We start from the raw sequence: 6,842 nt of genomic DNA, 5'->3' as shown, positions 1-6,842 counted from the left end.
ACCTCCGCATGATTCATTTTAATATGAATTCAACGAAAGTGTTTTTATATCATTCCCACTAATTGGGGTCAGTCCAAGACCTTCATTGTAGCTTCTCCTTTTCTATATAGAACCCTATATTTTTTATATTTATAAATAATATAATATTAAATTTCAATATATCAGAAAATAACAAACATTTCCAAAATATTAAAATTAATATATTTGTATATTTGATTTGAATGAAATAGAGAATTCAGTATTTAAATAATCATTTTAAAATTTAAAATAAATTCATTTATCTTGATTCTTATATTTAATTTATTTATCTATGTTGATTTTTATCTCTTTTAGGGAATATATTAAGTAAATATAAAAACAACTAAGACAGAGAATTCTACTATGAGTAATTTACATGAATTACGTATGAAAAATAACCTAGAGATTGATGAACTAACTGAAAAGTTAAATAAGCAATTTAGCACACACTATCAACCACACGACATCTGGCAATGGGATATTCTCAAAAATGGAAGATGCATTAAAATTTGTCGACTACTTCGATGTATCTTATCAAGATTCTTAGATAGCAAAATGGAAACACTAAAAGACTCTGTAGACGACATTCAAATTCTTAAATAATCTTTTAAACATTTTCTATTTTTTAGTCTTTGTTATTAAAAAGCACTCCTCCAGTTAATTTAAATTACTGGTGAGTGCTTTTTTAATGATTAATATCCTGATCCTACTTTTTCGCCATCTTCGTCATATTCTGTGACATAACCATCATCTTTATCTACCGTATAAGATCCGGCTAAATCACCATCTTTATCTGTAAATGAGAAGCCCCATTTACCATCATCTGTAATTTCTGGTTCTTTATACGTATACATATCTGTATCTAACTTGTGTCCTTCATAAGATTCTACTTTATCAATGACATTGTCTCTTGTGACTTCTTCAGAATCATCACTACTATCGTCATCGTAGTCAGATTCTATTTTTTGATCAACATATTTATCGATAGCATCCTCATCAAATGTAACGGTAACATCAGTGACATCTTCGTCATCATCACTTGAACTTGTGACATTGACTGAATTAGATTTAAATGTTTTACCTTCATATGTCCCTTCTGCATAGACAGTTACTTTTTCATCTGGGTCATATGGGCCATACGTTTCTGAAGATGACGCATTGCCAATCTCTTTATCATTAGCATACACTTTTACATGATCTAACATATAATCTCCTTCAGTATAGACATTAAAACGTTTCTGTTTAAATGATTCACTTGCTGTTGCGCCATTTTGACTCATATCAATGACTAAGGCTCCATTAAAGGTCTGTCCATCCATGTCTTTAGTAGCTTTTAAATTATAATTTCCAATAGGGAACGTACCTAAACTTTTACTTTCTTCCTCTTCTACTGAGACATGCTTTTTCTCTCCATTTAAATCATATGAAATATCTCCACTTTCATTTGGATATAAACTTACCGAGCGTTGAGGAATATTAAACTTATAATTATCAAAGAAAAGAAACGTCTTACCGTCTTTAGAAATATTCATGACATTGTTATTGTTCGCATCAACCGAAAGATTTTTATAATGCTTATCTTTAATATCTTTCGCTGCCTGTTCTACATTATTTGCTACGTGGTTTAAGTCATCTTCTTCTTTGAGATAATCGAGATATGCTCTCGCCTCTTCTTTATTTAATGTTCCATCACCAGATGACACCTCTTTAGAAAGTGCTTTTGCATCATCTTTTGTTATTGCATGTGCAATATTTGATGCTTGCTTCTCAGGTGAAAACTGGCTTTTTAAAATTGAAAATGCAATGATCAATGCAAGCACTAAAATAACAATGACTCCAACGATTATCCACATCTTTTTATTATTGTTATGCGATGGTGATGATGAAGATGTTGAACGTCTTTGTTCAGTCTCATGTGGTTGATGATACGGTGTGCTTGATTGTTGTTGATTAGATTGGCCTACGGGTGCTCCGCAGTTGGTACATACCTTTACCCCTTTACGTAAAGGTTGCCCACATTGACTACAATATTTCATTAGTATGAATATCCTCCCCCGTCAAAAAAGTCGCTATCAAAAAGATTTCCAATATTTTGCGTAAATTGATTAATCATTTGATGTAAGAATGATTCGCCAAAAATACTAATAAATAAGAAGATAATGATCATATAGATAATCACACCATAAAAACTTGAAAAGCGCGTGTCACTGTTTGCGCTGTATTTTGCAATCATATAAATACCAGAAACTAGAAAAAGTAATGTAGATAGAATAAATATGCTTCCACTAAATACGTATGAATTAGCTATAAATAAAAGAAAAGAAATAAATAATAATGCTACTGACACACTATTAATTAAGACATAGTCAGACAATACTTTTCTAAATGATAAAGGTTGTTTCACGACTAAACGTGTAATTGCAAAAGTAGCACCTACACCAACGGCTAAAAATAAAATCATACCAGTTATCATTGATAATATAATACTACCTTTGCCCCCAATAACATCGGCAGCATCACCTGATATCATTATAGCTAATAAGATAGCTACTACAAGAAAGCCTGCAATTAATAATGATAATAATAATTTAAAACTAAATGCATGATTACTTTTAATCATTTGATCTGGTGCTACAAAAGCACTTTTAAAGAAACCTTTACTTTCTTGCGTGACTTCTTTTGCTTGATGACTAAACTGATCAAATTGTTGATGATTTTGTTGTGTCTGTTGTTGATGGTTTGGTTGATTCGTTGATGAATCATGTGAGTTATGTTGATATGTAGAGGTTGATTGAGTCTGAGAACGTTGATGTGTGAATGCATCTTGTGATGACTGAGGATGTTCATTTTGTTGATGTGCATTGGTTGCAGATGGACTTGTTTTATTCTGTCCATGTTCAGATGTCGTAAAAGAAGTTTCACTTTGATGAGACTGTGCTTTAGAAATATCTTTTTCAGCATCATTAACAACTTGTGCATGTTTTTCAAGTTTTTGACCACACTCTCCACAAAATGCGTCATTAGGCTCTATTTGGCTCCCACAATTTGGACATTGCATTATTTTCACTCCAATATATTCAATTTTGATATCCTAAAAAAAGTATATCATTACAATTATATTGTTTTCTACAAATTGTTTATTTTTTTATTATTTTTATTTTATTATGTATCAACATCTATAAATAATGCATAAAAATAGCCCATATTATAACTAAAAATTAAATATTTCAAAAATAAAGTCATATAATTTTGAAAATTATATGTATTTTAAAATATAATCCCTAAAATAAAGCGCTTTCTTGTTAAAATAATAGTGTAACTATTTTTTAAGGGAGACGATGACTATGACAAAGGGGAATCAACATATTGCGCAGTCTAAAAAAGATAACGCGAAGAAAGGGTATAAACCCTTATGGATTGTAATCAGTTTTATTGTATTAATCGCTATTTTATTATTACCTTCTTCTAGTAGTTTGCCAGTGATGGCTAAAGCAGCACTTGCAATTCTTGCATTCGCTGTCATCATGTGGGTTACTGAAGCTGTATCTTATCCAGTTTCAGCCACATTGATTTTAGGTCTTATTATTTTATTACTCGGTTTTAGCCCTGTTCAGCATTTATCAGAACAACTTGGTAATCCAAAAAATGGTGACACAATACTTAAAGGCAGTGAATTATTAGGGACAAATAATGCTCTAAGTCTCGCATTTAGCGGTTTCTCTACTTCAGCAGTTGCGCTTGTTACTGCCGCATTGTTCTTAGCAGTAGCGATGCAAGAAACCAACCTTCATAAACGTCTAGCACTGTATGTCCTTTCAATTGTAGGAAATAAAACAAGAAATATTGTGATAGGCGCTATTTTAGTATCAATTATTTTAGCTTTTTTCGTGCCTTCTGCCACAGCTCGAGCTGGTGCTGTAGTACCTATTTTATTAGGTATGATTGCTGCGTTTAAAGTAAGTAAAGATAGTAAATTAGCATCACTCTTAATTATTACATCTGTGCAAGCAGTATCAATTTGGAATATTGGTATTAAAACTGCCGCTGCACAAAATATTGTCGCTATCAACTTCATTAATCAAAACTTAGGTTATAACGTGTCATGGGGCGAGTGGTTCTTATATGCTGCACCATGGTCAATACTCATGTCTATTGCACTATACTTCATTATGATGAAAGTCATGCCACCAGAACATGAATCCATTGAAGGCGGTAAAGATCTAATTAAACACGATTTAAATGAACTCGGTCCTATTAGCGCAAGAGAATGGCGTTTAATTGTTATTTCTATTTTATTACTCATCTTTTGGTCTACAGAAAAAGTGCTACACCCTATTGATTCTGCAAGTATTACATTAATTGCATTAGGTATAATGTTGATGCCTAAAATAGGTGTGATTACTTGGAAAGGCGTTGAAAAGAAAATTCCATGGGGAACAATTATCGTGTTTGGTGTAGGAATTTCGCTTGGAAATGTCTTACTTAAAACAGGGGCTGCACAATGGTTAAGTGATAAAACATTCGGATTGATGGGATTAAAAGGCTTACCAATTATCGCAACGATTGCACTCATCACATTATTTAATATCTTAATTCATTTAGGATTTGCAAGTGCCACAAGTTTATCTTCTGCACTGATCCCCGTATTTATTTCATTAACATCAACATTAGGGTTAGGTGATCATTCTATCGGTTTCGTTTTAATTCAACAATTTGTAATTAGCTTTGGTTTCTTATTACCAGTGAGCGCTCCACAAAATATGTTAGCCTATGGTACAGATACATTTACTGTCAAAGATTTCTTAAAATCAGGTATACCTCTTACCATCGTAGGCTATATTCTTGTTATTATATTTAGCTTAACGTATTGGAAATGGTTAGGATTAGTGTAGAATGAAGTCAGATAAATTTTATAGATAGAGGTGTTTATCATGACTAAAAAAACCATTTATTTTATTTGTACTGGAAATTCTTGTCGTAGCCAAATGGCTGAAGGCTTTGGAAAAGCAATTTTAGGTGATGAATGGAATGTATATTCAGGAGGCATTGAAACGCACGGTGTTAATCCTAAAGCCATCGAGGCAATGAAAGAAGTTGACATCGACATTTCAAATCATACCTCTGATTTAATTGATAACGATATTTTAAAGCATGCAGATTTAATAGTGACCTTATGTAGTCATGCTGATGCACATTGTCCAACTATACCTTCTGGTGTTAAAAAAGAACATTGGGGATTTGATGATCCTGCTGGTAAAGAGTGGTCGGAATTCCAACGTGTCAGAGATGAAATTAAAGACGCTATTGAGCAATTTAAAAATGCACAATAAAAAAAGTCAAGGTCTACAAAATTGGTGTAGATCTTGACTTAATATTTATATATTAATACTTACCAAAAGTCGCTTGTTATAATATTTTTTCTTTCAATATCTAAATTTGGAATGTCTCCCTTATTCGCAATTGCATCGTTATAATTTAAATTAAGTGCTTCAATAGCTTTATCAAAAGTCACATTATCTTTGCACATGTACTCCCATACATTTTTGTTGATATAATCATGACCATCATAATAAAAATCTTTTACCCACATATCTATCATCCCTTTACCTTGATTACAGTTTGATAGTACATCCAAAGTACAATATAGACAAATTACAAATAATTATAGATAATTAATTATTTATAAGATTATACAATGATCAACCAAATATATTTTTACTCATTAATAAGAAATGAGACAACTCAAAGTTGTCCCACTCATGAAACATACACCAATGATAACTATAAAGTAAAGTCTCACATTTTATTTATACATCTTCATCTTCTAATTTCACCAGTGTTGGCTTAGGCGTATGAATGCCTACATCATTAAAGTAACTTATAATTTCTTTTCTTAATAAACGTTGGCCTGGGAAATGCATGCCCGGTTTAACATGAGCTAATAATTTAATTACCATTTCATTACCATCAATACTATCTAAACCGAGTAGATCAGGTGCCGCAACGAACATATCATATTTATCTTTTAATGTTGGCAAGAATGCTTTTAATTCTTTTTCAATCACGTCATAATCTTCGTTTGGAGAAATTGGAATTTCAATAAGAGGTGAGACGTCTGTCTTAGAGTAATTTACGATTTCACTAATTGTTCCATTCGGTAATGTATACATTTCTCCTGTATCAGATTGAATACGTGTAGATCTTAGTCCTATGGTTTGTACCGTTCCTTCTGCAATCGTTACGCCGGACGAATTAATTTGAACATAATCACTTACGTCAAATTGTCCTTCAAAAATAACGAAAAAGCCGGTAATAATATCTTTTACAACAGTCTGTGCACCAAAACCAACTGCTAAACCAACAACACCAGCCCCAGCTAAAATAGCTGAGACGCTAATTCCAAAACGAGAAAGAACCGATGTAAGGACAATAAACCAAACAACATAACTAATTAAATTTTGAACAAGTGTTGAAAGTGTCTCACTTCTTTTAATTTTATAGCGTGTCTTCTTCTTCTCATTGACTTTAAAAAATTTCGTTACTACTTTTCTAGAAATTGCAATAACAATCATACCTAATAAGATATACGCAACGATAATTAAAATATTCGCTAGTAAATGTTGATAAAATTCTATCTTTGTTAATGGTTCAATAAATTTAATAAACAATTGTTTCATTTGACTCACGTTGATATACGCCTCCTTTTATATTTATACTATCAACTCATCAAAAACAAGTATTCGAAAAAAATGACACTTAGATAAAATAATACCATATTACATACATTATCTAAAATATTTAATTACTTTATACAAATGAAATAA

7 protein-coding genes are annotated in these 6,842 nt (G+C 31.6%); 3 read left to right on the top strand and 4 right to left on the bottom strand.

All coding sequences use genetic code 11. The features are described 5' to 3' along the window. Positions 1 to 381 precede the first annotated feature (381 nt). Complete coding sequence (locus tag AC2FB1_RS09345; protein WP_490674959.1) at positions 382 to 621, top strand: XRE family transcriptional regulator; 240 nt, start codon at positions 382 to 384, stop codon at positions 619 to 621. A gap of 89 nt (positions 622 to 710) precedes the next feature. On the opposite strand, the gene AC2FB1_RS09340 is transcribed toward AC2FB1_RS09345, so the two are convergent. Together AC2FB1_RS09340 and AC2FB1_RS09335 are read right to left on the bottom strand one after the other, a co-directional pair. Then, a complete protein-coding gene (locus AC2FB1_RS09340; RefSeq protein ID WP_490674958.1) occupies positions 711 to 2,054 on the bottom strand; it encodes a zinc ribbon domain-containing protein in 1,344 nt (447 codons plus the stop codon). Further along, positions 2,054 to 3,076, bottom strand: coding sequence for a zinc ribbon domain-containing protein (locus AC2FB1_RS09335; RefSeq protein WP_490674957.1), 1,023 nt, complete (start codon positions 3,074 to 3,076; stop codon positions 2,054 to 2,056). The genes AC2FB1_RS09340 and AC2FB1_RS09335 overlap by 1 nt, the downstream gene beginning before the upstream one ends. Positions 3,077 to 3,362: 286 nt before the next feature. Between AC2FB1_RS09335 and AC2FB1_RS09330 the strand changes: the two genes are divergently transcribed. Together AC2FB1_RS09330 and arsC are read left to right on the top strand one after the other, a co-directional pair. Beyond that, positions 3,363 to 4,910 (top strand): SLC13 family permease, encoded by a 1,548-nt coding sequence (locus tag AC2FB1_RS09330; protein WP_368864880.1) that lies wholly within the window; start codon positions 3,363 to 3,365, stop codon positions 4,908 to 4,910. A 39-nt stretch (positions 4,911 to 4,949) separates the two neighbouring features. Further along, complete coding sequence (gene arsC, locus AC2FB1_RS09325) at positions 4,950 to 5,348, top strand: arsenate reductase (thioredoxin) (protein ID WP_490674955.1); 399 nt, start codon at positions 4,950 to 4,952, stop codon at positions 5,346 to 5,348. A gap of 59 nt (positions 5,349 to 5,407) precedes the next feature. Here arsC and AC2FB1_RS09320 read toward each other — a convergent pair whose 3' ends face one another. Continuing rightward, a complete protein-coding gene (locus AC2FB1_RS09320; RefSeq protein ID WP_490674954.1) occupies positions 5,408 to 5,617 on the bottom strand; it encodes a hypothetical protein in 210 nt (69 codons plus the stop codon). 208 nt (positions 5,618 to 5,825) lie between these two features. Next, positions 5,826 to 6,695 carry a mechanosensitive ion channel family protein gene (locus tag AC2FB1_RS09315; RefSeq protein WP_490674960.1) on the bottom strand — a complete coding sequence of 290 codons (870 nt, stop codon included), beginning with the start codon at positions 6,693 to 6,695 and terminating at the stop codon, positions 5,826 to 5,828. Between the last annotated feature and the right edge of the window lie 147 nt (positions 6,696 to 6,842).

Source organism: Staphylococcus sp. CoH_129_LAB_1, from assembly GCF_058191515.1.
The sequence above is the reverse complement of the archived record's forward strand: the minus strand, read 5'-3'. Positions and strand labels throughout refer to the sequence as shown.

Coding starts and splice junctions, on each gene's coding strand:
- AC2FB1_RS09345 (WP_490674959.1), top strand. CDS start 382: ATGAGTAATTTACATGAATTACGTATGAAAAATAACCTAGAGATTGAT.
- AC2FB1_RS09340 (WP_490674958.1), bottom strand. CDS start 2,054: ATGAAATATTGTAGTCAATGTGGGCAACCTTTACGTAAAGGGGTAAAG.
- AC2FB1_RS09335 (WP_490674957.1), bottom strand. CDS start 3,076: ATGCAATGTCCAAATTGTGGGAGCCAAATAGAGCCTAATGACGCATTT.
- AC2FB1_RS09330 (WP_368864880.1), top strand. CDS start 3,363: ATGACAAAGGGGAATCAACATATTGCGCAGTCTAAAAAAGATAACGCG.
- arsC (WP_490674955.1), top strand. CDS start 4,950: ATGACTAAAAAAACCATTTATTTTATTTGTACTGGAAATTCTTGTCGT.
- AC2FB1_RS09320 (WP_490674954.1), bottom strand. CDS start 5,617: ATGATAGATATGTGGGTAAAAGATTTTTATTATGATGGTCATGATTAT.
- AC2FB1_RS09315 (WP_490674960.1), bottom strand. CDS start 6,695: ATGAAACAATTGTTTATTAAATTTATTGAACCATTAACAAAGATAGAA.